The sequence below is a fragment of the Agarivorans sp. QJM3NY_30 genome, from assembly GCF_050870855.2.
Classification (GTDB): domain Bacteria; phylum Pseudomonadota; class Gammaproteobacteria; order Enterobacterales; family Celerinatantimonadaceae; genus Agarivorans.
Genome location: NZ_CP194038.2, coordinates 4371098 through 4396761 on the forward strand (window position 1 = coordinate 4371098; position 25664 = coordinate 4396761).

Sequence of the window (25664 nt, forward strand, 5' to 3'; positions counted from 1 at the left end):
CAGATATTTACTATAAACTCAATTAAATCTCTAGTGAATTGTAATTTATACTATTTTATATCTTATATATTTTATTTGTGCTATTTATCATTATGCGATTTTTCAATAGAAGCCCAACCCCATTAATGATAGATTGGTCATTTTATACAGGCACATAAGGATGATTAATGCCTAGCTTCGATACAATTTGGAAAAGCTTCCCAGACAAAAGCCTCATCAAAGCAAGATGCCAAAACAAACAGGCTACTAGCTCTAAACCTTTCGGAAACTATTGTGCAATAATGTTGAGTGACGCACTGATTAAAGCAGGTGTTTCAACCGCAAATAGCAAAACAAAAACCTGTTGGTCTCATTCTGGTATGAAACATATTCTTCTCGCCGAAGAAATGGCTCACTGGCTAAAGAGATCTCAGTTTAGTTGGCTAGGAAAGTTAGAAAAAATCACTCCTGCTACATTCCAAGATGATTTAGATGGTCGAACGGGAATCATTTTCTTCAAAGATTATTGGCAGCGTGGCAATGAGTCTTTTGAAAGACGTAGTGGCGATCATATAGACCTATGGAACAAGGACGAAATAACCAGTTCTTCGATGTTTACAAGAAGCATACTTGAGTTCTTAGGCCGGGTAAGTGACTTTAATGAATCTCGTGAGATTTGGTTTTGGGAGGTTAAGTAAATCAATATGAAGACTGTACTTATCTATATAGCACTAGCGATTCTTAACTTTATCGCCAACTTTGCTATTTTCAACTACTCGTTTAACTCTCAAGCAACACCTTTCTTACTCGAAGAGCAAAGGGTTGATAGCGCAATGTTGTCATTACAAACAACAATACCTGCCTATATCGCATCTGCGATTATGACTGCCATAATTTTCTATTGGGTAGCTAAAAAAAGATAACACCTTTTATGATAAGTGCCACGAAGTAAACAGTTTATTCAAACAAGGAGATATAGCCTCACTTATCATCGCAAGATCTTTTAACACCTCTATAGTTTTAATAGTGTGGCCTAATAGGTGGTCGGCAATATGTGGATGCACACCTAAATCATTCAATTTAGTTGCCATAGTTCGGCGTAAGTCGTGCAAAGTCCATGGCTCTTTATGCCCTAGTTGCTTCCATTGCTTACGACCAAACTGACTTACTGGTTCTGAGCGCTTTAATCCACCTAGCACATAGCCTGTTCGCTGCGTAGAGAATTTAAGTTCTAGTAACCAAGGCAGCAATGCTTGAGTGATAGGCCGCATTATCTTCTCAGCGGTTTTGCTATTGGCTTTGGGGACTGTCCACACCAAGTTATCGAAATCCCATTCATCCCACGTCGACATTCTCACTTCTTGAGTTCGCGCACCAAAAATCACTAACAGCAGAATCAAGTTGCGGTAGTAGTCGGGAAACTTATCTGATTTGGTATGCTCGATAAGGCTAAACAGCTCATCTTCTGTAAGCACCCTGTCCTTTTTGGCTTGCTTCTTACCCACATCGGAAATGATTAAATCATCCAGAGCATGACTTTCAACAAACCCGCGCTTGCGGCAAAACACCAAAGATTGTTTACAACCTTGAAAAACCAACCCCGCAGCAACAGGCGCAGGCTTGCGCTTACCCTGTCCCTTTCTGATCCGGTCAAAGCAAGAACACCACATCGCAGTCGATACCATTTCAACAGGTAGCGAACCAATATAAGGGTATATATGGCGTTTGAATTGGGCGCGATGTTTCTCATAATTTTTGCGGTGCTCTTCGGCGTATTCCACCAGCCAGTATTCGAGGGCATCTTCCACGGTGATCGGCTTTTCGCGTTTCTCTTTGGCAAGCTGGATTTCAATGGCGGGATCGGCATTATTATTTAGCCACTCTCGACAATCATCACGCTTCTCTCGCGCTTGCTTAATTGAGGTGTCTGGATAAGTACCCAAAGTCACCCATTTTGGATTAGATTTTCGCCCACCTAACCGGTAACGATACACCCAAGAAATTTTTCCACTGGCTGAAATTCTGGCCGACAAGCCTGCCCCATCAGCCACCACTTTTTGGCCGTCATAAGGCTTGCCGTTGACCGACTTTAGAAACTTATCTGAGAGCTTATTTATGGCTGACATATCAATGTTTGCTACACACGCTGCTACACACATTTCATTGCTTGACGATAATCCGCAATGAACACCCATGAATCAAAATGTAGCAAAGTGATTTAAAATCAGCAAGTTACAATTACCTCTATGAATTTCAGTGAACAGCAGAAAACACTATTCTTATAATACACTTTTCTTTCTGGCTGAGTTCAGATTGTTCGCAGCCATGAAAACTATCCAGATCTCTTTCGGCAGAAGCTTTACCTTGCCACACTCCCGCTGCTGGAAGCAGAAGCAACAACCAAAATAAACAAATTAAGCCATATGGAAAAATGGACCCAAAAAAAGCCCCTATAGCAGGGAAAATAACGTAGCTTTCAAATTGCTCATAAAACCCTTTTCTTTCAATGAAGGAAACCAAAGAGTTTTTCATTGGATTCCGGAACCCATACATGAGAGCAAAAAACGAAATAAACCCCACGCCCCCAGAGATAACCAAGAACCACACATTATTATTAAGATACTTATATGCATTTGAAACAACAATAAACATGAAAACAAACGCACCAACTAAATGGTCTTGAATTGAGCGTGGGAAAAAATCACTGTTAACTCCAAACCCATCTAAGTAGCTATAATGATAAAAATACCCCATCAAATAGAGCACTGGCACTGAAATGGTCATTAGGCCAACAATACGATTTAACGTAAATAGCCTCAAAATAGGATGCTTACCCTGTTCAGCGGCCTTAACTTCAACTTCCATGTATTCGCCTAATCTACAGAACAGCTATTGATATATAAAATGATAAATCATGTTAAGGCATTGAAGCAATTGGACATACCTCGATATGGTTAACAAAAGTAAATTATTCGAACCCTCACGACTTTGTTAACGCTATTTCTTGCACCAAAGCTGCCTCAGCAATATACTGACTTTACTATCAGTAATCAGTCAAGGAATGACGGTGCGAAAACAACTAAAAAATTTCAGTCCAAGTGAAATACTCATCACTGCTGATGATGCCCGACTTATACTCAAGTTTATTTTTAAGCCTTCTGAGCACTCAATAATTGATCAGCTTCCAATGAACCATAGAGAACTGAATCTAGCTCAAGGTCTATTGGTTGAAGCTATTGATGCTTCGTACTCCATTGGATATGTCGAGGCTTTGTTTAGAAGTACCGCAAATCCCTCAGCTAAAGCCTTTAGCATAATGAGAAAGTTTGCTAAATCATCGAAAAAGCATTGGTATAAACATGCTACGTCCACAGACCTACTAAGCATCAAAATTTATGACTTTGTCGTGAACGAATTAGCAAGAAGGTTTAAAAGCTTGCTAGCCATTTACTTAGTAAAAAAAGTAGATACAAACGAAAAAAACCTCCCGTTAACGGCATTTCTCGATTACAAGATTCCTGCTAACCATTTACCAAAACTGTGGAGTTAATATGTCTATAAAATCAAAAATAACTGCACTGGTAACAACGGTTGCATTGTGCTCAATAGGTTTAGCTCTATATTCATTATCGGTGATGAGTACATATCAACTCATCATGTGCTCTACAGGTGAACAAGGATTTCGCGCCCCTCCAAGCGCTTGTGACGTTTACCTAAAGCAATTTAGATACAATGAGCAGGGCGTTAACGATTTAGCCGAAGGTGGATTAGACCCAATACTCAACCTTGATGGAAACCTTAAGTACGATATAGCTCAAGCATTTATCAATGAAGGACTAGAGGTAGATGCCGGTAATAGCTACCTACCCTCACCTCACAACACTCTAACTCCATTACAGATAAATGTAATAACGAAGAATGTCGCTAACCTTAAATTTCTGTTAAGTAATGGCGCAAGCGTAGAGTCGTCACTAGACCTAGTTAACTCATTGATGATGAAAGACTCTGACCCAACTCTAGTAGAAATAAAGAAACTACTAAGCGATTCAACTAACGTGAACAGCTAGTTGCTTGGTGGGGCGATTAAGAGGCCAATATGAAACAAACAGTTGGCCTTTGACCATTTTTCTTAGCTAAAGCAGAAGTGGATATTTTTTGTGTCATTTGGCAATCCTTAGCATACTTCAACAGACGCAACTGTTTACTTGAGACTCAATTAGACATGCTAACAATATGAAAATAAACAACAAGAGTGAAGCAAGTTGATACAAATCATGATAATTAACTTAAGTATCTATATAGAATGTATTATTGCTCTTAGGATGCGGGGTAAATATGGAAAAAGGCATACTGAAAAAATGGGATAACATCAAAGGATTTGGTTTCATATCCGTAACCGGTGAGCCCAAAGATGTGTTTATCCATATATCATCTTTAAAATTAATGCCCAGAAAACCGCGTGTCGGCGATACGATTCTGTTTCAAATAGAACATCAACCCAATGGAAAAACCAAAGCCTACAACTGCAGTATTCAAGGGCTTCCCCCCACAAGCTCCAATAAGCCTTATAACCATTCACAGCAAAGGAAGATAGATCGCAATAAAAAGCCAAGTGTATTGACAATATTGATCCCTGCTCTTGCGGTTATAGGTGCTATTTTTCTGTATCAAATATTTGCTCCTCAATACTCGACTACTGAGAGCCCATCACTTCTCCCCAATATAGAAAGTTCTGCATTTGAGAACTCTTCAAGCTTTTCTACCAGTAGCAACTTTAGCTGTGAAGGAAAAACGCATTGCAGCCAAATGAATTCATGTGAGGAAGCCAAATTTTACTTAGCAAACTGCCCTAATACTAAAATGGACGGTGATGGCGATGGGGTACCGTGCGAGCGACAGCACTGTACTTCTTTCTGGAATTGAGATTAAGGTCTTCACGCTTAGCAGGTGAAGGTAGGCTTATCGAAATAACTATGTAGCGTAGCCTCTACCTCTTCTTATTAATAATGACTTAATTATCACTTAAGATTTATGGATTAAGATGGAGTTTAGATGTGTCTGAAATAAAAACAGAAATAAAAGTTCAAATCATTAAGTTGATTGAGATTGCATACAATAAAAATGATGGTCTTACAGGTAAACTGTTAGCGAGCTCTGGTAGGTTCTCTATGTCTCTAGATCGTGATGGCGTATTGCAACTCTCTGGGAAAGCAGGAGCAGCTAGAATAAATATAGCCAAAGAGATGTCTAGCATGGGGCTGGATTTTCACTATGCGTCTTTGTATTTCTCTCCAAGGGAAAATGGCGATATCGTATACACGGGCACTGTAGGCTCACCAAAGATAGGTAGTATAGAGATTGTGAGTTCACTAAACATCGAACAGCTTATTTTGAAATGCTCTGGCTTACTTTGTATTGCCGCAAGATTTCTCAAAAACCCTTATTCCAAAATTGATTCAAGCCTAAAAGCTAGCGGGGCTTATTAGTGAAAAAAACACTCGTATTATTAATCCTCTGCTCAGCGTTAAGTGCTCAAGCTGGTGAACTTCAAAAAGCTTTTGAAAGCTTTACCAACAATGAAAAAAACTATCAGAAGTACCTAGGTGAACACCCAAGGGAAATCATTGCGACTGCAAAGTTACAGCCTAATGAAGAGATCATGCGAGATACAGCCGCCTTTCCAAATGGACTTTTACTTGGTGAAAATGCCTACATGGAGAAAATCACAGATAATAAAGGTTGTTTGGTAGTAATGGGAACGCTAAAAGATTCACCCGATGAAATTGCCGACTATTCCGTTGAATACCTTAAGCAAGGCTCTGATTGGATTATCTCTGACTTCAAACTACGCTACTACTTTGAAGGCCGACCTCGCTTTCTTAAAGAAGCTTTGTGTGATCCAGAAGAAATAGCCGATGCTTGGTTTAGCTCACTGGATGAAGATTAAACCGGGGTCATAAAGACAAAAACTATCGCTTCCTTATCAGGGATCAGTATACGCACTCCCAAAAACGCCTTTCTTTACCGTGAGTGTAAATAGATGCGGTGCCTGCAATGTCTTCTAGCTTTTTCCGTTTTATTTCGGGAATACTTTTTAAAGCGTTGGCGTACAACTCCCAGTTGTAAGTTGTAATTTGATAACCCACTCTACCGTTTTATAGGTGCCTCGACCTGCAAATATCTGAAAAACGATACGATGCTAATGAGCTTATCCAACAAACTCGCCATCGTTCATCTGCGCGATGTATCGTAACGTTCTATAAACTAGAAACAAGACACCCACCCCAACTAACGAAATGCTTTTAATAGTCTAAACTATCAATAGTCATTTGTTTGGGGAGTTATCATCATGCCTCAGTCAAGACGCTCGCAAGGAGCTTATCGGATACTCCCTACTATCATTGTGTTTCCCGTTGTGTTCGACGGGCGTTTCTGTGTGGCGAAGACAAGGTAAGTGGTAAAAGCTATGAGCACCGCCGCCAGTGGGTCGAGGATTATCTACTCAAATTGGCGTCGGTGTTCGCCATTGATGTTTGTGCTTATGCTGTCATGAGTAATCATACCCACCTCGTGCTACATGTTAATCCGCAACAAGCAGAAGCCTGATCAATGGATGAAGTCTTAGAACGCTGGCATAGCTTGCATCAGGGCACCTTACTGACTCAGATGTATCTCAACCTTGAGTTACGACCGCAGTTAAGTGAGGTGCAACTGCAAGCCATCAGCGCCACCGCTGAAGTGTATCGGACTCGCCTGTATGACTTAAGCTGGTTTATGCGCCATTTAAACGAACACATTGCGCGAGCCGCCAATCAAGAAGACCAATGTACCGGTCGTTTTTGGGAAGGACGCTTTAAATCCCAAGCGCTTTTGGATGAAGCCGCCCTCATGGCGTGTATGGCTTACGTAGACTTAAACCCCATCAGAGCCAAGATGGCAAGTACACCAGAGGACTCGGCCCATACCAGCGTACAGCGACGAGCAAAAGCCGCTCAGCTAAAACAAGCCCAGGCAACAAACCTGTTTCCCTTTGTGGGTAACCCAAGAGAGCCGATGCCCCAAGGCTTACCCTTTGAGCTGAAAGACTACCTTGAGTTAGTCGATATGACCGGACGCATGGTAAGAGAAGATAAACGGGGTTACATCGACAGTGGAGAAAGTTCCATAATCCAACGCTTAGGGATAAATGAAGCACAGTGGCTGACTTTAAGCGGTGAGTTTGAACGGCACTTTTCTGGGGCTGTTGGTCAAGAGCGCTTGCTCAGGGAATACCATCAGCATATGGGGCATCAACGAACGACCGGTTTAAGTTGCAGCAAACGTTTGCTAAACCGCGCTTAAGCGCGAGCTTACTTTCGAACCACCCTCAATCATCAGTCTTGTATGGGGGGATACCTTGCCTTGCTGAGACGCACATTGGCCCAGAAATTATCAAACCGAGTCACCTACGGTGAATTTAGCCGTTAATCGGCATGACAATCGCCTCAGAACTAAATGATTGTAGTGGTGTTCACTTCACCAACGCTGTTACTGTATTTATGGTTTTTAATATGGATGTCCGTGCTCTTTTTCGTGCTCTTTATGCAACGCATTTATAGCGAACATAGCTGGAACCCCGTTCAGCGACAATGGCTAGCGTGTTTGGCTAAACAGTTAGTACACGAAGCCATTGTAGACAAAGACTTTGTAAACCAATACTTTGCCGACCACGGCGGCGCTAAAGGCCTGAACCGCATACTCAACGATCAGCTAGACACCATACTCGATGAGCTAAATGAGTACCTTTGGCAAGCCAGCTAGTAACTCACTAAGGGGCTTCTACAAGTTTTAACGACTTATATAGTCTTTGGCCGTTTACTATATAGGTTTTGGCGACATGTATAGTGTTCAGCTGTTTACTATATAGGTTCTGGCAACATGCATAGTGATTGGCTATTTACTATATACGTTTTGACAATATATATAATAATAGCCAAAATCTATACATATCAACGAATGAACGCTAAATCTGGCGCTGAACCTACAACGAGGATCAACATGTACCCAATAGAAAGCTTGCCTCTACCAGAGCCAGAAAGGCTTGAGACCAGAGTTGTGCTCAAAAAGCTGGCAACCGCTCATCGTTACCTAGCAGAATTAAAAGGCGTGGCAGCAAGTATTCCTAATGAGAATATTCTGATCAGCACCCTAACGATGCAAGAAGCAAAAGACAGCTCAGCCGTTGAAAATATTATCACCACCCATGATGAGTTATTTAAAGCAGAGCTTATATCTGAACAAACCAGCATCGCAGCAAAAGAAGTGCGCGATTACTCTGCAGCACTACGACAGAGCTTCACCATGGTGCGTCAGCACAAATTATTACGGCTAAGTGATATTTTAGAGGTACAACTTGCCCTCGAAAAAAATCGAGCAGGATTTCGAAAAGTACCAGGAACGGCACTAAAAAATTCGGCTACCGGGGAAGTTATCTATACGCCGCCGCAAGATGCTAATCAAGTACAGGCTTTGATGGAAAACTTAGTTAACTACATCAATGACGATGAATGCTGCGAGTTAGACCCATTAGTCAAAATGGCGCTCATCCACCATCAGTTTGAGAGTATCCACCCTTTCTATGATGGCAATGGTCGCACCGGGCGCATCATCAATATTCTCTACTTGGTAGCAAAAGGTTTATTAGATCTGCCCGTGCTTTACCTAAGTCGTTACATTATTCAAAACAAGGCTGATTACTATCGTCACTTGCAAACGGTTCGCGAAGACAATAATTGGGAACCATGGTTGCTGTTTATCCTTGAAGGCATAGCCCAAACCGCGCAACAAACCATCGCCCTAATTGAACAAATTAAACTGCAAATGGCACAGGTAAAACACAATATGCGCACTCAGTTGCCAAATATCTATCGCCAAGAGCTGTTAAACAACATTTTTAGCCACCCCTACACCAAAATCGACTTTGTCATGCAAGACCTTAGCGTAAGCCGCATCACCGCAACTAAATACCTCGAACAACTGGTTGAGCATAGCTTTTTAGTCAAAGCAAAAATCGGGCGCAGCAATTACTATATCAACCAACCCTTATTTGCCTTGTTTGCGGTAAATTAGCGCTTAAGCAAAAGCAGAATAAAAGGGGTCAGAGTCTGAGGGCTCCCCACGAATAATTACATAAAATCAGGTGTTTATTTTCTAAGCTAGGGAACATTCACAGCATTTAGTGATCAGATCTATCGCCAAACATCACTAAGCGCTAAACACCATGAATGCTCAGCACGTTTTATCAAACTGCCTTCAACTCGTCACCCCAAGCATGCATAAAGTGCGTCGCTCTAGCCTTCTTGCAACGCTTCAAAGCATAATGGGAGGAGCGGCTTTTTCTGTTACTAGCATCGGCGTAACTTGGCAGGGAAAGCCTTTGAAAAGCACCGTATTAAGCGGGTTGACCGTTTATGTAGTAACCCTTATCTATATGCTGAAACCGACTTTAGTTCAGCAGCAGAGCTATAGATTGAGCTGTTTAATAATCGCAAGTAAGTCAAAAGGTTTGTTAAGCTGAGGCTCTTTTAGAAAAGCGATTAACTCTTCAGAATTAAGCGCATCAATATCATTCGCTAGCTCTTCGGGTTTAAAATTCTGTTTTATTTGTAGCCACTCTTCGAGTTGCTTTTTATCTTCAGTTTGAGCCGCATATTCAACGAGTGAAAGGGAGTATCCATCGACCTGCACTTGAGTACAACGCTCCATCGCTTCGTGGCTGGCAATGAGTAGTACGACCTTTTTACTTTCTGATGGTAAGTCTGCAAACCATTTGCTGGTTAGCTTATCTACTTCTATCTGGCTTCTACGGCCTTCTCTGCAAATCTCAGTTTTAGCATTTAAGGCTTGGTACTTAAGCTCCAAATCTTTTGCTAGATCTTCATTGCTTGTAAGCAAAGACGCAGAGGTAGCAGCCGCTGAAAACGTAAGAGTTAAGCACATTGTTAATAATTTAAGCCTATAGTGCATTGTATACGCACTCCCAAAAACGTCTTTCTTTACCGTGAGTGTAAATAGATGCGATGCCTGCAATGTCTTCTAGCTTTTTCCGTTTTATTTCGGGAATACTTTTTAAAGCGTTGGCGTACAACTCCCAGTTGTAATTTGATAACCCGTAGAGATCAACTCTACCGTTTTATAGGTGCCTCGACCTGCAAATATCTGAAAAAACGGTACAATGCTAATGAGCTTATCCAACAAACTCGCCATCTCAACGGTATCGTTCATCTGCGCGATGTATTGTAGCGTTCTATCGTTAGGCTCAAAGCCCTGCAAATGACAAAAACTTCCCTTATTCATAAGGCCGCCATAAATTAATTGTCAACCCTATCAGTAGCTCACCTCCCAATCAATTTAAATGTGTCTGACGATTTAGTTTTGCTTTATCTTGTGAGGTGGCAGCAAAACGATTGGATATACCTCTATATGGTTAACATAGCAGGGCACCCTATGATGCCCTGCAATTTATTAGCCCCCATCTATATGCTAGAACTCACTTCAATGATGCTTTCTCGCAAGATGTCATAAATGCTAGCAATGATCTTCTCATCAAGAATTAGCGGTGGCGAGAGGATCAGACAATTGCCCAGAGGACGGGCGATAAGACCGCGCTTCTGGGCCGCCTGCGCTACTTTCATTCCCACCATCTCCTGCTCTGCAAATGGCGTTTTATTCGCTTTATCTTTAATAAATTCGATGCCAATCATGAAGTGGCTACCACGAACTTCGCCGACCAGCTCAAGGCTCGCTAATTCTTTTAGTGAATGCTCAAATAGCTTGCCTGTTACTCGAACTTGCTCTGGGATCCGTTGCTGCTCCATCAGTGCGATGTTTGCCAATCCGGCCGCAGCGGCTGCAGGATGACCGGAATATGTCATACCGTGTAAAAAGGTCTCGCCTGGCCGAGAAATCACCTCATGAATTTCATCGGAAATAATCGTCGCCGACAAGGGCTGGTAACCAGACGTTAAACCTTTTGCGGTGGTAATGATGTCTGGCGTAATACCAAACACATCCTTAGATGCGAAAAAGTGACCCAGTCGACCAAAGGCGGTCACCACTTCATCGGAAATATATTTAATATCGTTTGCTGCACATACTTCTGCCATACGCACATGATAACCGTCTGGCGCGGTGATCACCCCCCCCGCCCCCATAATCGGCTCCGCAATAAATGCTGCTATATTTTCGGCGCCGATGTCGTGAATATTCACTTTAAGATCGGTGATCAAGCTGTCAAGGAATTCGGCTTCAGTCATGTCACCGCCTTCCTTCCAAAAATGCGGGCATTTAATATGATGAACTAACTCCGAAGCACTGTCCCAGCCCTTACTGTAAGCGGGCGTGGTCATCGCCATTGATAGGTGCGTAGACCCATGATAGGCACCGATGCGACTGAGTACTTTTTTCTTGTTCGGGCGACCGAGGCGATTATTGTAGTGATGCAGCATCCGAATAGCGGAATCATTGGCAACAGAACCTGAGTTGGCGAAATACACATGGTTAAGATGACCGGGGGCAAGTTCGGCAACTTTCGCGGCTAATTTTGCGGCTGTCGGGTGGGTAAAATTGTAGAAAGTCGAGTAGTAATCCAGGGTATTAAGCTGCTCGCTAATCGCATCGATAATTTCTTTACGCTTGTGCCCAACATTCACACACCACAAGCCGCCAATCCCGTCGATGAGCTGGTTTCCGTCACTTTCTTTAACGTAATACCCTTCTGCCTCAGTAATCACCGTCAACGAGTCTTGGTCTTTTAAGCTATTTAGATCGGCAAAAGACTGGATCAAGTGTTCATCTGCAGCCAGAACTGCCTTTCTGTCTGTCGGTAGATTAATTGTCATTTATATAACCTCTAGGTAATCTTCAAGCTGTGTCGAGTTGGCATTCATCGCAGCTTTAATTGGGCTGAGATCGGTGATAAACAGAGTCTCGGTCGATCCGGCCATCGCTATCGGCTGTGAATCTGAGCCAACAATCAAAGACAGGCCTGCGTACTGCAGTCCCTGCTCGATTCCGCAGTAATTTGCATAAACGATGGTGAGTCCCATTTCTGCCGCTCTGGCTGGAACCAAGGTTCGGGACACGTGTTCGAATCCCATCGGGTTTGCTGTCGGAACTAAAATAAGCGTAACGCCTTGCTCAGCTAAAGCCCGGCAATGCTGTGGAAACTCAATGTCGTAACAAATCAGCAATGCAACTTTTTGTCCGTTCCAGTCAAAAGTTTGATAAGCCTCTCCTGCGGTAAAGCTTTGCTTTTCCATTTCGCCAAACAGCTGAATTTTTCGATAATGAGCCAGAATTTTCCCTTTTTGGTCGAAACAACTGGCTGAGTTATAAACCTTATTTCCGCTGGCTTCGGCCCAACCCAGAGTCAGACCACAACTATATTTTTGGGTCAGTTCAGACAATGTTTCGATCCAGATGCCATCGACCGTTTGTGCCAACGGTCGATGTAAGTCAGGCTGGTTGTAACCGGGGAAATAAAGCTCAGGGAATACAAGCATCTCGGCTCCGCCTTTGGCGGCGACTGAAAGACAATTTTCTACAGTCGAAAATCCTTTTTCGATATCGCCGTTGATAGGTAAACTCTGACAAAGACCAATTCTCATGGTTGATTCCCTTATTACTTTTAATTATTTATTTCTTTAAACGAGTCCAGATAGCGTCGTACATCTCTTGTACTTTTTGATCGCAGACTTGGATAAACACCCCTTTAGAGCCTTTCGGCGGGTTAGATTCGGGTGAGTTTTTCACCGCATCAGAGAGATAAGGCGTGGTCCCTTTTACTCCAGAAGAATATTGCGCATAATTTGTCACAGCGGCCGCGTTTTCCGGCTCAAGTAAGAAGTTCATAAACTTCAGCGCATTGTCGCGATTCGGGGCATCTTTCAGCAGCACGACGTTGTCCATCCAGACAATGTAGCCTTCTTTGGGAAATGCATATTCAATGTTTGCGCCTTCGGCTCTAGCTCTGGCGGAAAATCCAGACCAGATCATACCGACCGCAGCATCACCGGAAACCAGTACATCTTTCGCCACATCGGAACCAAAAGATGCCCAGTCTTTCTTGGCTTTGTTGACTAACTGGCTTAACTGTTTTAACTGGGATTTATCGGTACTACATTGCGGAATACCGAGGTGTAAGGAAGCAAGAGTGAGGGTTTCTCCTGCGGTATCGAGAACATTAATTTTGCCTTTCAGTGCTTCGGGTGGCTCAAAGATAAGTGCCGTTGAATCGATAGGGCCTTGGTAAACATCTCGATTCACTGAAAATGAGGTGGTTCCCCACTGATAAGGAATAGAGCTTTTCCTTCCGGGATCAAAAGAAACCTCAAGCCACTGCTTATCGATATTGCTAAAGTTAGGCAATTCCTCTGGTTTAAAGGTGTCGAGCATCCCTTCACCTTGCATAATTTTAACCATGTAATCGCCTGGTACCGCGACATCATAGCTGCCTAATTTCCCAGCTTTAAGTGAGGCCAATAAGGCTTCATTGCTGTCGAAGGTGTCCATCGTTACTTCGACATCATATTCTTTTGAGAACTTGTCCAATAATTCCTGAGGAATATACTCAAACCAATGGTAAATCGATAATTTTCCGGCTGCTTGCACATTCGCAGAAAGTGCCAGCAATAACATAGATGCAATCGTTGTTTTTTTCATAAGTCTTTCTTCCCTGTTAAGATTTTGATGTTTTTTCTGGTCCTGTGCGTCCAATAAACCAGGACAGAGCAACCAGAATCACCGATACGCCGAGCATGAGTGTGGAAATGGCCATAATATTTGGCTTAATTCCCTGTTTAACCGAGCCAAAAATGGCCGTTGGCAGGGTTTCTACGCCCGCACCTTTTACAAAATTGGTAATCAAAAAGTCGTCTAAAGAGATAATGAAGGCCAGTAGAAATCCAGACAAAATACCGGGCATCATCATCGGCAAAAGTATTTTAGTGAACGCCTCTTTGGGAGTTGCGTATAAATCCATTGCAGCCTGTTCATACATCGAAGGAATACTCTGCATCCGGGCAGAAATAGGCAAATAAGCGAAAGGAATGCAAAACACAATATGAGCGAGAAGGATCGTGAGTAAGCCTCCTTTAAAGCCAATTGCTGAAAAGAAAACCAAGCTAGCCACTGCGGTAACGACTTCTGGCACCATCAGCGGTAGGTTAATCAAAGCAAAACCGGCTATTTTGCCTCTAAATTTGCCTGCTCTTGTCATGGCAACGGCGGCGGCCAATGCAATCATGGTTGCAACACTTGCAGCACAGATAGCAATTACAATTGAATTAATTGCCGCCATTTTGAATTTAGGTGCTTCTGGGCCGGTAAAAACTTCCCGGTACCAATTCAACGACACGCCTCCCCAATTGGTTATGGAAGGGGATGCATTGAACGAATAAATCGCAACGATAACCAGCGGTGCATAAAGAATCACTAGGCAAACAAGGGTGATTTCCCGAAAGCCTGCGAATCGTTTTAAATCCGTCATTCCTTTCATCACTTCTGCTCCTGTTTATACTGACTTCTGGCGTAAATAATAAGAACCACCATCACGATGGTTAATAGAATTATCGAAATTGCTGCACCAAAGGGCCAATTGCCTGCCGCACCTTTGAACTGCTCTTCAATGAGAGAGCCGATCATGAAGTTTTTTGCGCCGCCCAAGAGGTCCGGTGCTAAAAAGGCCCCCAAAGATGGAACAAATACTAGGATGCAACCTGCAATGATCCCCGGTTTTACGACCGGGAGAATGATCAGTCGCAATGTGGTCCAAGCACCGGCATATAGATCTGCTGCGGCTTCGGATAAGCTGAAATCATAACGCTCTACAGACGCGTAAATCGGAAGTACCATAAACGGCAGATAGCTATAAAATAGTCCTAGCTGCACTGCGAAATCGGTGTTGATTAAGCCCAAAGGCTCCGATATCAGCCCACTCCAAAGTAAAAACTCGTTCAAAGGTCCGCTGTCTCTAATCAGAAACTTCATTGATACGGTGCGGATCAGCAAGTTTACCCAGTACGGAATGGTGATTAGAAACAGCCATACCGGTCTCGACTTTTCGTTACGGGTGGCGATAAACCATGCGGTAGGAAAGCCGATGATCAAACACAGAAAGGTGGCTATCGCGGCCTGTTGTATCGAACGGAAAAAGATATTGATATAGGTCCATTCGATGGTGGGTGGTTCATCACCAAACAACCCTCGGTCGAGGAAAAATTGGTCATAGGACGCGATGGAAAAATCCCACAGCACGCCACCGCGAAACTCTTTAGTAAGAAAGGAGTAAACACCGATTAAAATCACTGGGATCAATAAAAAGATACCGATCATCACCCAGCTTGGAAGCATAAGGCGTAAGGCCTTACCTTTATATATATTTGAAGAGAGGTTAGCGCCTAAAGACGCACCAGCAGCCATTAGTCAATCAACAGGCTTGCAGCACCTGCCTCCAGCTTTAAGCCGACCAATTGACCAACCGCAGGAATTGCCAACGCTGCAGAGTTTTGCATTCGAATGGTCATCTCCTCGCCATCAATCAATTTTAGCTGCACATGGGTGTCGGTTCCCAGATAGATTTGAGCCGTAACCGCGCCTTGTAAATCACTTTGCTCTGCTGAACACAAGCTGATTCGCTCCGGCCTAACAGATAAATGTCCGCTCCCCTGACCCACTTTGGCAGCCGCAGGACAAGAAAATGAATGCCCTCCAGGCAGGATGATCTGTGCAGTTCCATTGGTAACCGATTGCACCTCAACATCCAAAAGATTCGTTTCACCGATAAAATCAGCCACAAACCGATTAACGGGTACTTCATAAACCTCTTTTGGTGTTCCGACCTGCTGAACATGTCCGTTCGACATCACAGCAATGCGATCCGACATCGTTAATGCCTCTTCTTGATCATGAGTCACAAACACAAAAGCAATACCAGTTTCCCGTTGGATCTCTTTGAGCTGAACACGCACAGCCTGACGTAACTTCAGATCGAGAGCCGAGAGAGGTTCATCAAGAAGCAATATTTTAGGGCGAGGCGCCAGAGCACGGGCCAAAGCGACCCGTTGCTGTTGGCCACCAGATAATTGGGTAGGTTTACGATCGGCATATTCGGCCAGTTGAACCAGCTTCAACATGTCATCTGCTCGGCGAACGGCCTCTCGTCGATCCCAGCCACTACACAACAGACCAAACATCACATTCTGTTCTACCGTCATATGCGGAAACAGAGCGTATTGTTGAAAAACCGTATTAACCGGGCGTTGATGCGCTTGCAAACCAGTAAGGTCTTTATTATGCAGGCGAATGCTCCCCTCACTGACATCTTCGAAGCCAGCGATACACCTTAATAAAGTTGTTTTTCCGCAGCCGGATGGTCCAAGCAAGGTAAAGAACTCGTTTTCCCGTATATCGAGAGAAACGCCATGTAAAGCAGTGAAGGATCCATAGCGCTTAACCACATTATCAATCCCCACCGATACATTGTGTGCCATCGTTAATTATCCCCTTGATACCCCTTAGATTCATGTTTTAACGATATAGCAACTGAATTTAGGGGTATATAACCCTAGAGGGTTATGAAACATATTGAGCAAACATTAAACAGTGGTAACTCAATGAGGAAAGGACTGACGGATATGGCTAGCAAACGAAGGAACAAGCACCACTCACCATCAAGTGGCATGAATATTGGAGTCTAAAGGGTTGAAATAACCGGCATTAACAATGCAAACAATTCCGCTTGTGAACTAATTTTGCATTTAGAGTACAGTTGTTTACGAAATACTTTCACGGTCTCTTTACTGATACTGAGGTTGAGAGAGATGGATAACGATGAATGCCCCTGTAATATATAGAAGGCAACTTCTGCTTGGCGAGGACTAAGTGTGATGCGATACTGGCTTGTCATTGCATCGCGAAGACGCTCGGTGACAGGAGGTAAGACAACATTTTTACCCTCTTTGGGCTGATAGCCTTTCCAATGTTGTGAACATAGCGCAGACAATACGTTTTCAAGTGATTTTATATACTTTAACTCGACTTTACTATACGGGATCCCTCGTACTTTATCCCTTCCAAAACAAGCCGTTAAAGTCGATTCATGCCCAAGCCGGGCAAGTAAAGCAAATTCATCGATCAGAGTGGTTTGATTATAATATTCACTGAAATAACTAGTATGTTTAAACTGATCTGGCGCAAGATCAAAAATATTATGGATACCCGTTTGAATACCTCTGCATACAACATGATAAAACGGATCCAACATGTAGGCACCGCTTAAATAATGGGTCTGCATTTTTTCGTATACTTGTGGATTATTTGACTCTCTGTAGAGCTCTTCTGGAGTATGGTCCTTGTGGTATACAATGATGATAAGGTTGTCAAAATTAACCAACTTACCTACAAAATGACTCAGCGCCTCAGGAAAACTAGCACTACCTAAAGAACAGACTAAGTCAGCCAGTGCTTTATCATGCTTGGCACCAAATATCTTGCTCATATTTAGTCTTCTCCTGAAATGCCTTCGCCACTATTTAAGCATACTATGCTGGAGTTATATCCCCCCAAGATTGCATGTTTTATGACTTTTTAACGAGTTTACAGCTTATGTAACCAGCAACAAACATAGAGTTGATGTGATTAGCCCTAATCATAGAGCCAAGCGATGGCTGCCAACACTATTGAGTCAAATTCTCAGTTCGGTAGAAAACGCCGCAACAACATCATCGAAGAACTGGCTCAACTTGTCGCTCACAATAGTACTTCTGGCAATCAGAAAGCGGTTCAATCTAACATCAAAAAAGCTTACCAAGCAGTTCTCGGTGTAAATCAAACCATTGCACGAAGCCAAGGAAGTGACGACCTTACGATTTAAACTCAGGAATACAATTAAGCTGACCATCATCGCCATATGATCTCAGCCATTGGTGACCACACGCTTATATTAAAAATCACTGCAATAGATGTGGCTGAATGATTTCCCGCAAGAATATACGACAAGCCCAGCAGTAAATACCGTTGCAAGAAGACCTGCCGGAACACTTCACGGATGATGAGTTGAGCGAAGTAAGTCGGTGACGCCTATGACACGAAAGCCGCTTTCCAGCCAAGCGTCATTTCCACTTGGCAAATTGAAAAACCTTAACTGGCAAGTTCTAATACGCTAGCTAAGGCTTGCTGTGCCACCAATTGGCACTGCATTTTGAGTTGCTGTTTCAACTTAAGCGTAGCGGGAGATTGCGGGCTCCCCACACGGCTAAGAAACATCACTTCAAAGGGTAAGGCTTGCGCTATTGGTACAATCTTTAATTTTTGTTCATAACAGCGGGCAGTGAACACATCCACGATCCCAACCCCTCCGCCTGATAACACCATGTCAGCAATCACCGAATAGGTTTTCACGTGTAGTGCCGAACGCGGGGTAAGTTTTTTATCATCGAGGGCACGATGCAATACTCGACCTAAGGGGTCATCACGTTGCATCATGATTAAGTCATGTTCACACAACCAAGATAAACTGACCACTGGAGGCGAAGGCATCTCCTCGGGCAATACCGCAACCATCACCGACTGAAACAAGGGCTCAGCAAACAGCTTCGGTGCCACATGCTGGCCAAATACCAGCGCAAAATCTAATTCCTTCGAGAGTACCAATTGGCTGAGCGCGGCAAAATGCTCGGTTACTAAGTTAACCTGCACCGCATGATCTTGCTTACAAAAGGCAACCATACTGGGTGCAACCACCATTTGACCAAAAGCATGCGCTGCACCAATTTTGACCGTCTGCACCTTATTTTTGCGCAATGACAGTGCTAATTCAGAAATTGATTGTAGCTTATCGTAAACCTGTTCAATTTCGGGCAACAACATCTGCCCTTCTTCCGTCATGCGCATCCCTTGGGCATGCCGCTCAAACAAGCTGAAGCCCAATTGCTGTTCGGTATGATTCAAGATGCGACTCACATTGGGCTGAGAGACATTAAGTAAACGGGCTGCCCCGCTAATAGTTCCAGCCTGAACAATAGCCTGAAAAATTTCAATTTGGCGTAATCTCATATTGCTTTACCCTCAACGGCAGGGAATACCACTCACAATCAATGGTTTGTTAAAGCAATAATTAGACCGATAAAACGTGATTTTGTTATTAATACGACACGCGATTAAAGGCGGAATATCCGGCTTCGAGATATTCAAGGCCCTTAAATAAGCTAGCTTTCAGGATCGCCATAGATCCCTACTTTCGGTAAGCCACCAACATAACCATAGCCACGATACATCCCCTCACTATTAAACGGTAAGGCGATGTTGCCAGCAGCATCAACCGCGATCATCCCGCCACTTCCATCCAGTTTAAGTAATTTATCCATCACCACTCGCTGCGTTGCCTCAGCCAAAGACAAATCCGCATATTCCATCAAGGCCGACACATCATAGGCGGCAACAGCTCGCATAAATGCTTCTCCGGTACCGGTACTGGAAACCGCCACCGTTTGATTGTTTGCATAACACCCCGCCCCCACGATTGGTGAATCGCCGATCCGCCCAAGCATTTTATTGGTCATGCCCCCAGTGGAGGTTGCCGCTGCGAGATTTCCCTTGGCATCAATCGCCACGGCTCCCACCGTACCGTATTTCTTATCTGGGTCTAAAGGCTCATCATGATCGTCCAAACCACGAATAGGGCTCTCACTGAGCCGCTGACCATCATGATCTAAAGCGATTTGATATGTATCGCTGGCTTGCACTCGAATGAGCTGTTGCAAGCGCTCATCTGTAGAAAAAAAGTTTTCGTCGACCATTGCCAGACCTTGCGCGGCGGCGAAGTCTTCTGCACCTTGAGCGCTCAGCAGCAGGTGAGGACTGTGTTCCATCACCGCCCTCGCGGCTAAAATAGGATGACGAATACGCGCCACACCACACACCGCTCCGGCTTGCAGATTTCGTCCATCCATCACACAAGCGTCTAGTTCATGGGTTTGCTGATGGGTAAACACCGAGCCGTAACCGGCATTAAATAAGGGATCTTCTTCCAGTAAACGCACCGCTTCAGTCACTGCATCGAGCGCGCTACAGCCCGCTGCGAGTATGGCTTGTCCGGCGGCTACTATCTGCGCCAGCGACTGCCGATAGGTTTGCTCTTTTTGCGAGCTCATGCTGTTACGCGATAAAGCGCCTGCGCCACCATGGATAACAATCACTGGTGTTGTCATACCGTCTTCCTCAACCTTGTCATTTCTACTTCAACTAATTTTGGCTGCTTGCCATATACGAAAACGCACTCAGTAAGCTCACTAGCTCGCCCATTGAATCACTGGTAAATGACACCGTGCGCGCATCCAACATTTTAACTCCAGGAACTAAACTAAATAGATCGGCAAATACCGGTCTGCTAGTCGCCAACTCCAAACAATAAGGAGCAGATAGCCGTGAGGTCTGACTTGAATTAGCCTCGATAACCGCTAACCGAGCCTGTTCACGGATCAAGGCTTGGGCGGTTTGCGGGCTCAACGAGTCCGCAGCGGTACTTGAAATCATCCGTTTCACGCAAGCGTAATGGGCCGTGGGATAATACTGTTGGACCCATGTTTGTAGCTGATCATCGCCACTCACTAACCACAGCGGTGTATTATGCTCAGCCGCAGCAGCGGCATAGATATCGGCCTCAGCCATCGCTTCACCGTTGATCTTAAGCTGATAAAAAGCGCGACCATTGATGGTATGCGCCAATACGCCAGCCTGACCTGCGCCGCTATGAAAACCAATGAAAAAAGCGCCATCATAGTGATGCCGTTCCAGTCCGTCAACCATCGAGAGTGGCCGTGGTTTACTCTGCACTAATCGAGCGCGAGCATCGATCTGGGCAGCCCGCAAATTTGTCATACTGGCGTGACTATCAGCCACCACCACTTCGCTGGCCCCACCGTCAAATGCGCCAGCAATCGCCGCATTCACTTCTTGCTCCATCAATGCCCGAGCCAACTCATGCTCGCGATGACCCGGACTACATTGCTCGGGGCTGACCACCCCAGCAATCCCTTCAATATCTGCTGAAATAAAAATTTTCATTGCTGCTCCTGATACTGCGCCGCTAGCTCATCTAAGAGCTGAGCCAGTGCGGGGCGAAAATGCCCCTCAAATCCAACGACTGAAGTGGCCTGCATGAGGGCGTCTAAAACGGCAAACTCAGTGGCATCTGCCGCAGCACACAACATTTGTTCCAGATCTTGATCGGCGATCGATTCACCAAACGAATGGGCGGTAGAAAACGCCAATGCAATATCCCCGGAACCATGCCCCCAATAACTGCCTAAACGACCTAAACCTGCTCCAGCTCGTTTTGCCACGCGCTTCAATTGACGAGCACTGAGCGGCGCATCGGTCGCCATAATAATAATGATTGAACCTGCGTCGCGTTGTGCCGCTAAATCGGGTAAATGCGGGGCAATCGCCTCCCCCATCACAACCCCATCCAGGGTCAGCGAGGATAAGCTACCAAAATTGGCCAATACCAACACCCCCAAAGTGGCCGCCAGCGATTCAAGTCGACGCGAACTGGTGCCGATCCCACCTTTCAGGCCGAAACAGCTCATGCCTCGCCCTGCACCCACACTACCTCTCGCAAATTCGGCACTGGCCTGATAAATCGCTTGCTCGGCAAATGCCTCACTCACCGCGATGTTTTGAATATCGTTTAAGAAACCATCGTTACATTCGAGCACCACTGGATTCACCGTGGCTTGCTGGCGACCTAATTGCGGATTGGCGCGTTTACAATGCGCCACCAAAGCGCTAAACATCCGCCCCACCGCCAAAGTATTCCCCAGCAAAATTGGGGTTTGTAACTGACCTAACTCTTCTATTTGGGTCAAACCTGCTGGTTTAGCAAAACCATTCAATACCGCCGCGCCACAGGGCAAAGGATGGGTAAATAGATTATCAGAACTGGGGACGATCGCCGTCACCCCGGTTTGCAGCTCTGCTTGAGCCAAAGTCTGATGCCCAACACTCACCCCCGGCACATCGCTGATGCGGTTATACTGGCCACAGGGTAAACGCGGATGACCGATGGTCCGCTCCGTTTGCCAACGCTGTAACAATAGTGCGACTCGTTGGGCTTGATATTGATCCATAATTCATTCACTCACTTATTACTTGGCCGCACTCTGCTCTGGCGACGCCACGAGTCGGCCCACTCATCACCCGACGCTCAGATTTAAAGCGATCTCTGGCTAAACCTTCAATTTGGGGTCGAGAGTATCACGCAAGGCATCCCCCAACAGGTTAAATGCTAAAACGCTGAGGAAAATAGCCAGACCAGGGAACATACTCACATGCCATACGCCAGCCATCATCATACTGCGCCCCATCGCCAGAATATTACCCCATTCAGGCACATCTGGTTCGGGCCCTAAACCAATAAAACTCAAGCTAGCTGCAGTTAAAATACTGGAGCCTATGCGCATCGTAAAAAACACAATCACGTTGGCCAGAGTACCCGGTAAGATATGACGTAGCAGGATTAGCCGATCATTGGCTCCTGCACAACGCACCGCTTCAACATAAGGGGCTTCTTTCAAGGCCAGGGTGGAAGCTCGTACAATTCGAGCGAACACTGGCACACTAAACACCGCAACTGCCACAATCACATTATTCAATCCGGGACCTAAAATAGCCACCACAGCTATCGCGAGCAACATCCCAGGAAAAGCAAATAATACATCGGCGCCCCGCATAATAAACATGTCCAGCCAGCCACCATAATACCCCGCAAACAGGCCAAGCAAAATGCCAAAAATCATCCCGAGAGTGACCGACAGCAGGCCAATATAAAGGGAGATCCGAGCCCCATAAATAATCCGGCTGAGCACATCTCTGCCAAGGTCATCGGTGCCCATCCAGTGCTGAAAATTAGGCCCCGTGGATAGAGCCGACCAGTCCGACTGCATCGGATCCCAAGGTGCTAACAGAGGGGCAAACAGAGCAATCAGCACTAAAATTGCAACAAAACCACCCGAAAACAAGGCCATCGGATTGCTAAAAAAGCGTTGCCAAAAATCTCGCCAGGGGGAGCGAATAGGTCCCTGCTGCTCTAGCTCCGTTAATACTTCCATCACTGATTCCTAACGCAAACGAATGACTGGGTTAATCACCGCATAGAGCAGATCAACCAACAAATTAATCACAATAAATTCCAATACAAACAGCATCACCAATGCTTGAATCACCGGTTGGTCTTGGGTCTGGATCGATTGAATCAATAGCCACCCTAAACCAGGCCAGCTAAAAACACTTTCCACCACTATCGAGCCGCCCAGCAAGAATCCAAACTGCAGCCCCAGCATCGTTACCACCGGGATCAAGGCATTACGCATAATATGCTTCCAGGTTACCAAGCGGGCCCGTAGCCCCTTCGATTTCGCAGTACGCACATAGTCTTCTTGGGCCACTTCTAAAAAGGCTGAACGAGTAAAACGCGCCATCACCGAGGCAACCGAGGCACCTAAGGTAAAGGCAGGCAAAATGATATCGGAGGGTTGATTAAAACCACTCACCGAAAAGATCCCAAAGGGCATCGCCACAAATTGGATCAGCAATAAACCCAGCCAAAATGGCGGCAACGAGATCCCGCCAATCGCCAGGCTCATTAAGGTCCAATCTTGCCATTTACCGCGCTTCAGCGCCGACAATACGCCAACCAGCAAGCCCAAGATCACCGACCAAACAAAGCCAGCTAAGGCCAACCATAAGGTAGGCATAAAGCTTCTGCCAATCACTTCGGTCACCGGTTGCTGAGTTCGGAAAGTCACCCCCAGTTCGCCATGGAATAAATCACCCAACCAGTTCACATATTGGGTGGCTAAGGGTTTATCTAAACCAAGATGCACCCGAGCCTCTTCAATCGCTTCGATGGGGGCGTCTATCCCGGCATAGATCCGTGCCGGGTCGCCAGGCAAGAGCTTAATAAAAGCAAACACCAGAAGGGAGACCACCAGCAGCACAGGGATCATTTCCAGAATTCGGCGGACCACATAAGCTAACATCGTGTTCTCCCTCTATCTCTTACTTATACTGCGCTTGTGCAAACAACAACGAGCCATCGGCTAACATCGACACCCCTTGTAGGTTTTTCTGTTTACCCACTAAATTATCTGGGGTGCCCAAAAAGGCAATTGGCGCATCCTGCCAAATTAGCTGCTGGGCAGACGCATAAGCCTTGGCGCGTAACTCAGGATCAGCGGTCTCTAATCCACCCATGATGGCTTTGTCCACAGCGGCATTGCTGTAGTAAGACACGTTATAGGCTGTTGGGACCCAAGATTCTGTGGCAAATAGTGGACGTAACGCCCAATCGGCATCACCCGTTGAAGGCGACCAGCCACCATAGTAGAGGTCGTACTCGGCTTTCTTCGGATCACTCACACTCCATAACTTGTCGTTACGAGTGCCTGAGTCCATCGGAACTACGGTCACTTTAATACCGACTTGGCCTAGCTGCTGTTTTAAGAACTGAGCGCTACGAACCGAGGCAGTGGCATTCGATACCCATAGTTTTAAGTTCAAACCATCCGCGTAACCCGCTTCTTTGAGTAGTTGTTTGGCAGTACTTAATTTATAGCTGTAATCCGGTGAGCTTTGCTTCGCGAAGAACTGCACATTAGGTGCAATCACCGATTGTGCCGCCACACCCATTCCAGCAAAACCAACTTTTAACCACAGTTGACGATCGATTGCATAGTTTATCGCTTGACGTACTTTTAACTTCGCCAAGGGTTTATGCTGGGTATTTAGCGCCATGTAGTACATGTAAATACTTGGGTCACGCTGTACCGCTAATTGACTATCGTCAGCAACGGTTTTTACCAAATCGGCAGGCAAAGGATAAATCGCATTGACTTGTCCCGATTTAAGCGCTGCGACCCGGGTGGCGTCTTCCGGCGCTGGATAGAAAGTCACACTGTCGACCTTTGGCCAACCCGCCTTCCAGTAATGTTGGTTTTTCACTAACAAAACTTCTTTACCCGGTTGCCAGTCTTTAAACTCAAACGGCCCAGTCCCTACAGGGTGTTTACGCAAATCGGCTTCTTTGTCATATTTAGCCAATACTGCGGGGCTCCACATCACTGCAGACGGGTGAGCCAAGGTATTGATAAAGGCACCAAAGGATTGATTGAGCACCACACTTACGGTATCTGGTGACAGTACATTCACCTGCTTGACCATTTTGAATAGGCTATTTCTTCTCAGCCCAAGCGACTGATCGGCTAAACGCTCCAAGTTAGCCTTAACCGCAGCCGCGTCAAAAACCGTCCCATCCTGAAAGGTCACCCCTTGACGCAAATGCAACACAAACTCAGTTGCATCCTCGTTACTGGTGTAACTGGTCGCCAACTGGGAGACTAACTTCATGCTAGCGTCAAATTGGAAGAGCCGTTCAAAAATACCACTTTGTACCGAGTAACTGACGTTATCAGAGGTATCATGTGGGTCGAGGCCGGTAATATCGGCGTACATTGAAATTTTTAAGTCCTCAGCATGGGCAACAGAGCCTAAACTTAGCGCTAAGCCCAAAGCCACAGCAGTATGGCGAACTAGTGGTGTCATCATATTTCTCCTGATCGTTCATTATTCAAACAAGTAGCAACCTACAA

The 25664-nt window shown here is 45.1% G+C and carries 28 protein-coding genes and 1 pseudogene; 11 read left to right on the forward strand and 18 right to left on the reverse strand.

What is annotated here, in order from left to right; translation table 11 throughout:
* Positions 1 to 167: 167 nt before the first annotated feature.
* The gene (locus ACRRSX_RS19775; RefSeq protein WP_432455877.1) at positions 168 to 677 is read left to right on the forward strand and encodes a type VI secretion system amidase effector protein Tae4; all 510 of its coding nucleotides are present in this window, start codon (positions 168 to 170) and stop codon (positions 675 to 677) included.
* Between the two features lie 6 nt (positions 678 to 683).
* Positions 684 to 902 carry a hypothetical protein gene (locus ACRRSX_RS19780; protein ID WP_152785735.1) on the forward strand — a complete coding sequence of 73 codons (219 nt, stop codon included), beginning with the start codon at positions 684 to 686 and terminating at the stop codon, positions 900 to 902.
* Positions 903 to 908: 6 nt separating this feature from the next.
* Here ACRRSX_RS19780 and ACRRSX_RS19785 read toward each other — a convergent pair whose 3' ends face one another.
* Both ACRRSX_RS19785 and ACRRSX_RS19790 read right to left on the reverse strand, forming a co-directional pair.
* Positions 909 to 2105, reverse strand: a complete 1197-nt coding sequence (locus ACRRSX_RS19785; protein WP_432455876.1) for a tyrosine-type recombinase/integrase — start codon at positions 2103 to 2105, stop codon at positions 909 to 911.
* 127 nt (positions 2106 to 2232) lie between these two features.
* Positions 2233 to 2844, reverse strand: coding sequence for a hypothetical protein (locus ACRRSX_RS19790; RefSeq protein ID WP_432455875.1), 612 nt, complete (start codon positions 2842 to 2844; stop codon positions 2233 to 2235).
* A gap of 202 nt (positions 2845 to 3046) precedes the next feature.
* On the opposite strand from ACRRSX_RS19790, the gene ACRRSX_RS19795 reads away from it, so the two are divergent.
* The 8 genes and pseudogenes from ACRRSX_RS19795 (at position 3047) to ACRRSX_RS19830 (ending at position 9087) form a co-directional block, all read left to right on the forward strand.
* A complete protein-coding gene (locus ACRRSX_RS19795) occupies positions 3047 to 3529 on the forward strand; it encodes a hypothetical protein (RefSeq protein ID WP_432455874.1) in 483 nt (160 codons plus the stop codon).
* Between the two features lies 1 nt (position 3530).
* Entirely contained in the window at positions 3531 to 4046 is a 516-nt protein-coding gene (locus ACRRSX_RS19800) for a hypothetical protein (RefSeq protein WP_432455873.1), read from the forward strand.
* 268 nt (positions 4047 to 4314) lie between these two features.
* A complete protein-coding gene (locus ACRRSX_RS19805) occupies positions 4315 to 4902 on the forward strand; it encodes an excalibur calcium-binding domain-containing protein (protein ID WP_432455872.1) in 588 nt (195 codons plus the stop codon).
* Positions 4903 to 5033: 131 nt separating this feature from the next.
* A complete protein-coding gene (locus ACRRSX_RS19810) occupies positions 5034 to 5465 on the forward strand; it encodes a hypothetical protein (protein ID WP_432455871.1) in 432 nt (143 codons plus the stop codon).
* Positions 5465 to 5926 (forward strand): hypothetical protein, encoded by a 462-nt coding sequence (locus ACRRSX_RS19815; RefSeq protein WP_432455870.1) that lies wholly within the window; start codon positions 5465 to 5467, stop codon positions 5924 to 5926. The genes ACRRSX_RS19810 and ACRRSX_RS19815 overlap by 1 nt, the downstream gene beginning before the upstream one ends.
* Before the next feature lie 402 nt (positions 5927 to 6328).
* A pseudogene (locus ACRRSX_RS19820) lies at positions 6329 to 7320 on the forward strand (transposase).
* A gap of 240 nt (positions 7321 to 7560) precedes the next feature.
* Positions 7561 to 7779 (forward strand): type I restriction-modification enzyme R subunit C-terminal domain-containing protein, encoded by a 219-nt coding sequence (locus tag ACRRSX_RS19825; protein WP_432455869.1) that lies wholly within the window; start codon positions 7561 to 7563, stop codon positions 7777 to 7779.
* A gap of 237 nt (positions 7780 to 8016) precedes the next feature.
* Positions 8017 to 9087 (forward strand): Fic family protein, encoded by a 1071-nt coding sequence (locus tag ACRRSX_RS19830; RefSeq protein ID WP_432455868.1) that lies wholly within the window; start codon positions 8017 to 8019, stop codon positions 9085 to 9087.
* A 393-nt stretch (positions 9088 to 9480) separates the two neighbouring features.
* Here the strand turns inward: ACRRSX_RS19830 and ACRRSX_RS19835 are convergent, their stop codons facing one another.
* From ACRRSX_RS19835 to ACRRSX_RS19875, 9 genes are all read right to left on the reverse strand, one after another.
* Positions 9481 to 10047 (reverse strand): hypothetical protein, encoded by a 567-nt coding sequence (locus tag ACRRSX_RS19835; RefSeq protein WP_432455867.1) that lies wholly within the window; start codon positions 10045 to 10047, stop codon positions 9481 to 9483.
* Positions 10048 to 10086: 39 nt separating this feature from the next.
* Positions 10087 to 10314 carry a hypothetical protein gene (locus ACRRSX_RS19840; RefSeq protein WP_432455866.1) on the reverse strand — a complete coding sequence of 76 codons (228 nt, stop codon included), beginning with the start codon at positions 10312 to 10314 and terminating at the stop codon, positions 10087 to 10089.
* A gap of 179 nt (positions 10315 to 10493) precedes the next feature.
* Positions 10494 to 11858, reverse strand: coding sequence for an aminotransferase class III-fold pyridoxal phosphate-dependent enzyme (locus tag ACRRSX_RS19845; RefSeq protein ID WP_432455865.1), 1365 nt, complete (start codon positions 11856 to 11858; stop codon positions 10494 to 10496).
* Positions 11859 to 12626, reverse strand: a complete 768-nt coding sequence (locus ACRRSX_RS19850; protein WP_432455864.1) for a carbon-nitrogen hydrolase family protein — start codon at positions 12624 to 12626, stop codon at positions 11859 to 11861. It abuts the gene before it with no gap.
* A 28-nt stretch (positions 12627 to 12654) separates the two neighbouring features.
* The gene (locus tag ACRRSX_RS19855; RefSeq protein WP_432455863.1) at positions 12655 to 13680 is read right to left on the reverse strand and encodes an extracellular solute-binding protein; all 1026 of its coding nucleotides are present in this window, start codon (positions 13678 to 13680) and stop codon (positions 12655 to 12657) included.
* A gap of 16 nt (positions 13681 to 13696) precedes the next feature.
* The gene (locus ACRRSX_RS19860; protein ID WP_432456136.1) at positions 13697 to 14515 is read right to left on the reverse strand and encodes an ABC transporter permease; all 819 of its coding nucleotides are present in this window, start codon (positions 14513 to 14515) and stop codon (positions 13697 to 13699) included.
* Positions 14515 to 15438, reverse strand: coding sequence for an ABC transporter permease (locus ACRRSX_RS19865; protein ID WP_432455862.1), 924 nt, complete (start codon positions 15436 to 15438; stop codon positions 14515 to 14517). The genes ACRRSX_RS19860 and ACRRSX_RS19865 overlap by 1 nt, the downstream gene beginning before the upstream one ends.
* Positions 15438 to 16508 (reverse strand): ABC transporter ATP-binding protein, encoded by a 1071-nt coding sequence (locus ACRRSX_RS19870; protein WP_432455861.1) that lies wholly within the window; start codon positions 16506 to 16508, stop codon positions 15438 to 15440. Before ACRRSX_RS19870 ends, ACRRSX_RS19865 begins: the two co-directional genes overlap by 1 nt.
* Positions 16509 to 16711: 203 nt before the next feature.
* A complete protein-coding gene (locus tag ACRRSX_RS19875) occupies positions 16712 to 17515 on the reverse strand; it encodes a helix-turn-helix transcriptional regulator (RefSeq protein WP_432455860.1) in 804 nt (267 codons plus the stop codon).
* Positions 17516 to 17680: 165 nt separating this feature from the next.
* On the opposite strand from ACRRSX_RS19875, the gene ACRRSX_RS19880 reads away from it, so the two are divergent.
* On the forward strand, positions 17681 to 17890 hold the full coding sequence (locus ACRRSX_RS19880; RefSeq protein WP_432455859.1) for a hypothetical protein: 210 nt from the start codon (positions 17681 to 17683) through the stop codon (positions 17888 to 17890).
* 266 nt (positions 17891 to 18156) lie between these two features.
* Here the strand turns inward: ACRRSX_RS19880 and ACRRSX_RS19885 are convergent, their stop codons facing one another.
* The 7 genes from ACRRSX_RS19885 to ACRRSX_RS19915 all read right to left on the reverse strand — a co-directional run bounded on the left by ACRRSX_RS19885 (position 18157) and on the right by ACRRSX_RS19915 (position 25620).
* Positions 18157 to 19071: a LysR family transcriptional regulator gene (locus tag ACRRSX_RS19885; protein WP_432455858.1), complete on the reverse strand. Its 915-nt coding sequence runs from the start codon at positions 19069 to 19071 to the stop codon at positions 18157 to 18159.
* Between the two features lie 152 nt (positions 19072 to 19223).
* Complete coding sequence (locus tag ACRRSX_RS19890) at positions 19224 to 20225, reverse strand: isoaspartyl peptidase/L-asparaginase family protein (RefSeq protein WP_432455857.1); 1002 nt, start codon at positions 20223 to 20225, stop codon at positions 19224 to 19226.
* Between the two features lie 34 nt (positions 20226 to 20259).
* Positions 20260 to 21081 carry a M55 family metallopeptidase gene (locus tag ACRRSX_RS19895; RefSeq protein WP_432455856.1) on the reverse strand — a complete coding sequence of 274 codons (822 nt, stop codon included), beginning with the start codon at positions 21079 to 21081 and terminating at the stop codon, positions 20260 to 20262.
* A complete protein-coding gene (locus ACRRSX_RS19900) occupies positions 21078 to 22145 on the reverse strand; it encodes a P1 family peptidase (protein ID WP_432455855.1) in 1068 nt (355 codons plus the stop codon). Before ACRRSX_RS19900 ends, ACRRSX_RS19895 begins: the two co-directional genes overlap by 4 nt.
* Positions 22146 to 22244: 99 nt before the next feature.
* Entirely contained in the window at positions 22245 to 23126 is an 882-nt protein-coding gene (locus tag ACRRSX_RS19905; protein ID WP_432455854.1) for an ABC transporter permease subunit, read from the reverse strand.
* Positions 23127 to 23135: 9 nt separating this feature from the next.
* Positions 23136 to 24056 carry an ABC transporter permease gene (locus ACRRSX_RS19910; protein ID WP_432455853.1) on the reverse strand — a complete coding sequence of 307 codons (921 nt, stop codon included), beginning with the start codon at positions 24054 to 24056 and terminating at the stop codon, positions 23136 to 23138.
* Between the two features lie 19 nt (positions 24057 to 24075).
* Complete coding sequence (locus ACRRSX_RS19915) at positions 24076 to 25620, reverse strand: glutathione ABC transporter substrate-binding protein (protein ID WP_432455852.1); 1545 nt, start codon at positions 25618 to 25620, stop codon at positions 24076 to 24078.
* Positions 25621 to 25664 lie beyond the last annotated feature (44 nt).

Bases quoted from the DNA above. Each gene is read 5' to 3' on its own strand.
- ACRRSX_RS19905 (WP_432455854.1), bottom strand. From the start codon at position 23,126: ATGGAAGTATTAACGGAGCTAGAGCAGCAGGGACCTATTCGCTCCCCC.
- ACRRSX_RS19890 (WP_432455857.1), bottom strand. From the start codon at position 20,225: ATGACAACACCAGTGATTGTTATCCATGGTGGCGCAGGCGCTTTATCG.
- ACRRSX_RS19825 (WP_432455869.1), top strand. From the start codon at position 7,561: ATGCAACGCATTTATAGCGAACATAGCTGGAACCCCGTTCAGCGACAA.
- ACRRSX_RS19845 (WP_432455865.1), bottom strand. From the start codon at position 11,858: ATGACAATTAATCTACCGACAGACAGAAAGGCAGTTCTGGCTGCAGAT.
- ACRRSX_RS19880 (WP_432455859.1), top strand. From the start codon at position 17,681: ATGGCTGCCAACACTATTGAGTCAAATTCTCAGTTCGGTAGAAAACGC.
- ACRRSX_RS19775 (WP_432455877.1), top strand. From the start codon at position 168: ATGCCTAGCTTCGATACAATTTGGAAAAGCTTCCCAGACAAAAGCCTC.
- ACRRSX_RS19805 (WP_432455872.1), top strand. From the start codon at position 4,315: ATGGAAAAAGGCATACTGAAAAAATGGGATAACATCAAAGGATTTGGT.
- ACRRSX_RS19870 (WP_432455861.1), bottom strand. From the start codon at position 16,508: ATGGCACACAATGTATCGGTGGGGATTGATAATGTGGTTAAGCGCTAT.
- ACRRSX_RS19900 (WP_432455855.1), bottom strand. From the start codon at position 22,145: ATGGATCAATATCAAGCCCAACGAGTCGCACTATTGTTACAGCGTTGG.
- ACRRSX_RS19915 (WP_432455852.1), bottom strand. From the start codon at position 25,620: ATGATGACACCACTAGTTCGCCATACTGCTGTGGCTTTGGGCTTAGCG.
- ACRRSX_RS19910 (WP_432455853.1), bottom strand. From the start codon at position 24,056: ATGTTAGCTTATGTGGTCCGCCGAATTCTGGAAATGATCCCTGTGCTG.
- ACRRSX_RS19840 (WP_432455866.1), bottom strand. From the start codon at position 10,314: ATGAATAAGGGAAGTTTTTGTCATTTGCAGGGCTTTGAGCCTAACGAT.
- ACRRSX_RS19865 (WP_432455862.1), bottom strand. From the start codon at position 15,438: ATGGCTGCTGGTGCGTCTTTAGGCGCTAACCTCTCTTCAAATATATAT.
- ACRRSX_RS19860 (WP_432456136.1), bottom strand. From the start codon at position 14,515: ATGAAAGGAATGACGGATTTAAAACGATTCGCAGGCTTTCGGGAAATC.
- ACRRSX_RS19850 (WP_432455864.1), bottom strand. From the start codon at position 12,626: ATGAGAATTGGTCTTTGTCAGAGTTTACCTATCAACGGCGATATCGAA.
- ACRRSX_RS19780 (WP_152785735.1), top strand. From the start codon at position 684: ATGAAGACTGTACTTATCTATATAGCACTAGCGATTCTTAACTTTATC.
- ACRRSX_RS19885 (WP_432455858.1), bottom strand. From the start codon at position 19,071: ATGAGATTACGCCAAATTGAAATTTTTCAGGCTATTGTTCAGGCTGGA.
- ACRRSX_RS19895 (WP_432455856.1), bottom strand. From the start codon at position 21,081: ATGAAAATTTTTATTTCAGCAGATATTGAAGGGATTGCTGGGGTGGTC.
- ACRRSX_RS19790 (WP_432455875.1), bottom strand. From the start codon at position 2,844: ATGGAAGTTGAAGTTAAGGCCGCTGAACAGGGTAAGCATCCTATTTTG.
- ACRRSX_RS19785 (WP_432455876.1), bottom strand. From the start codon at position 2,105: ATGTCAGCCATAAATAAGCTCTCAGATAAGTTTCTAAAGTCGGTCAAC.
- ACRRSX_RS19830 (WP_432455868.1), top strand. From the start codon at position 8,017: ATGTACCCAATAGAAAGCTTGCCTCTACCAGAGCCAGAAAGGCTTGAG.
- ACRRSX_RS19800 (WP_432455873.1), top strand. From the start codon at position 3,531: ATGTCTATAAAATCAAAAATAACTGCACTGGTAACAACGGTTGCATTG.
- ACRRSX_RS19875 (WP_432455860.1), bottom strand. From the start codon at position 17,515: ATGAGCAAGATATTTGGTGCCAAGCATGATAAAGCACTGGCTGACTTA.
- ACRRSX_RS19855 (WP_432455863.1), bottom strand. From the start codon at position 13,680: ATGAAAAAAACAACGATTGCATCTATGTTATTGCTGGCACTTTCTGCG.